The following is a 2,463-nucleotide window of genomic DNA, read 5'->3' on the forward strand; positions in this document are numbered from 1 at the left end:
GCTTGGCGTTGGGGTTGTAGGGGCGCTGCACCGGCATGGCCCACAGGGTGATCTCGGTGCCTTCCTTGACGCCGGCGGCCTTGAGCAGTTCCTTGGCTTTGGCCGGGTCGTAGGCGGGGTCCTTGATGCTGTCGTTATACGACCACTGGGTCGGCGGCATGCCGTTGACCGCCAGTTGGCCGGCGCTCTGGTACACGGCGTCGATGATCGCCTGTTTGTTTACCGCCATATCCAGGGCCTGGCGCACTTCCAGCTGGTCCAGCGGCGCGTGCAGCACGTTGTAGGCGATATAGCCGTCGTTGAAGCCGGCCTGTTCGGGCATCTGGATATTCGGGTCTTGCTTCAGCGATTGCAGATCGGCAGGGCGCGGGTTGAGGGTGATATGGCATTCGCCGGCCTTGAGCTTCTGCATGCGCACCGAGGCGTCGGTGTTGATGGCGAAGATCAGGTTGTCGACCTTCACGTCACCCGGCACCCAGTAGTCCTTGTTGCCGGTGAAGCGGATCTGCGCGTCCTTCTGGTAGCGCTTGAACACGAAGGGGCCGGTGCCGATCGGCTTCTGGTTGATGTCGGCGGCCTTGCCGGCCTTGAGCAACTGGCCTGCGTATTCGGCGGACTGGATCGAGGCGAAGCTCATCGCCAGGTTCTGGATAAAGGCGGCGTCCACCTCGTTGAGACTGAACCGGACTGTCATCTCGTCGAGCTTTTCCAGCTTGGCGATATTGGCGTCCATCCCCATGTCGGTGAAGTAGGGGAACTCGCTCGGATAGGCTTTGCGGAACGGATGTTCCTTGTCGAGCATGCGCTGGAAGGTGAACAGCACGTCATCGGCGTTGAAGCTGCGGCTCGGGGTGAAGTACTCGGTGGTATGGAACTTCACATTGGGGCGCAGGTGGAAGGTGTAGCTCAGACCGTCGGCGGCGATATCCCATTTTTCCGCCAGGCCGGGAAGCACCGCGGTGCCACCGCGCTCGAACTGGGTCAAACGGTTGAATACGGTTTCCGCGGCGGCGTCGAAGTCGGTGCCGGTGGTGTACAGGCCAGGGTCGAAACCGGCCGGGCTGCCTTCGGAACAGAACACCAGGTTGCTGGCGGCGCTGGCAAGCGGGGTGCTGGCGATCAGCCCAGCCGCGAGCAAAGCCTGGATAACGGCGTTTTTACGCATAGTGACCTCATGGTTATTGTGGTTGTGATCCTGAGGGGTCCCTTATGGAGACCTTGGGTGAAACTATGCAGGGCTTATGCCCAGCGCAAGTAGTTCGGCGCCAGTCAGTGTAGGTGCTGCGGTGAGTTTGTCCGGGGATGTCGCATTTCTGTAAAAAAGCGGGGTTTTTTGCAGGCTGATGGGTATTTCTTATGGAGGGTTATCGATGCTGCTGATGGGGGCCTGGAAGACCGCGAGGCGGATCTTTATGTTTATATAAGTATATGATTTAAATGAGTATTTATTATTTGTCGCCGAGAGGCTGCGGTCGAGCCGCTCGGCGACACTCTGGTGTACGGGTGTAACGAATCAGGGCATCTGCACTTCAATCACCCCATCGGCATTGATGCTCACCTGGCTGGTGCCGGCTTCGATCTCCGGGGTGACCGCCGCATCCATCATGGCCGCGCCTTTCATCGCTTCCATGCGCATCGGCATCGGCGGTTGGAAGCCGCCGCTGTTGAGGTTCAGGCTGACCAGTTTGTAGCCCGTGCCGCCGAGGGCCTCGGTGGCCAGTTGGGCGCGCGCCTTGAAGGCCGCCACTGCCTCCTTGAGCAGGGCATCCTCGTGGGTCTTGCGGGTGTCGGCGGCGATGCTGAAGTTCATGCCGCCCATCTTCAGGCTTTGCAGCATCTCCCCGGTGAGCTTGGACAGGGCGCTGAAATCGGCGCTTTCCAGGCGCAGTTCGGCGCGCTCGCGCCAGGCGGTGATCTGCTGGCCCTTGTCGTCCTCCTGGTCTTCAGAATAAACCGGGTAGCTGTTGCGGCTGCCGGACGCGACGCTAACGCCTTTGACCTGGCGCGCCTGGGCGATGCTGGCGTTGAGGGTCTGGCTGATCTGTGCGGCCAGCGCGGCCGGGTCGTTGTCCTGGGCTTCGCTATAGAGGGTGACGTGCATCAGGTCGTGGGCGATTTCCTGATTGACCTCGGCGCGCAGCGCGACCTGGTTGTAGCGGGCTTCATCGGCCTGGGCGGCGACGCTGAGCAGGGCAGTGGCGCCGAGCAACAGGGTGCTGGCGAGACGGGATATGGGCAGCATGGCGATTCCTTTTGAGTGCTGGCGCATGGGTGATGCGCGGTTTTCCACAGGGTAGACGGAGCAATCTGACTAGTCGGGTTAACAGGCCGTTGAAAAACTACCTGCGTTGCCGATACGGCGTTAAAAACAGGCTCGGAATGCTCATTTACAGCTCGTAAACTCCGCTTCCTCGCCTGTTTTTGCCTTGTCTCGGCTGCCTCGCCTACATTTTTCAGCGGTCT

The 2,463-nt window shown here is 60.6% G+C and carries 2 protein-coding genes; both read right to left on the bottom strand.

Annotated elements, in window-relative coordinates:
- On the bottom strand, window positions 1–1,165 hold a 1,165-nt coding region (locus Q8Q83_RS14035; protein ID WP_305624697.1), incomplete at its 3' end, for an ABC transporter substrate-binding protein.
- A gap of 348 nt (window positions 1,166–1,513) precedes the next feature.
- A complete protein-coding gene (locus Q8Q83_RS14040; protein WP_305624699.1) occupies window positions 1,514–2,242 on the bottom strand; it encodes an SIMPL domain-containing protein in 729 nt (242 codons plus the stop codon).
- Between the last annotated feature and the right edge of the window lie 221 nt (window positions 2,243–2,463).

The organism is Pseudomonas sp., from assembly GCF_030696055.1.
In the GTDB taxonomy this organism is placed as follows: domain Bacteria; phylum Pseudomonadota; class Gammaproteobacteria; order Pseudomonadales; family Pseudomonadaceae; genus Aquipseudomonas.

Bases quoted from the DNA above. Each gene is read 5' to 3' on its own strand.
- Q8Q83_RS14040 (WP_305624699.1), bottom strand. From the start codon at position 2,242: ATGCTGCCCATATCCCGTCTCGCCAGCACCCTGTTGCTCGGCGCCACT.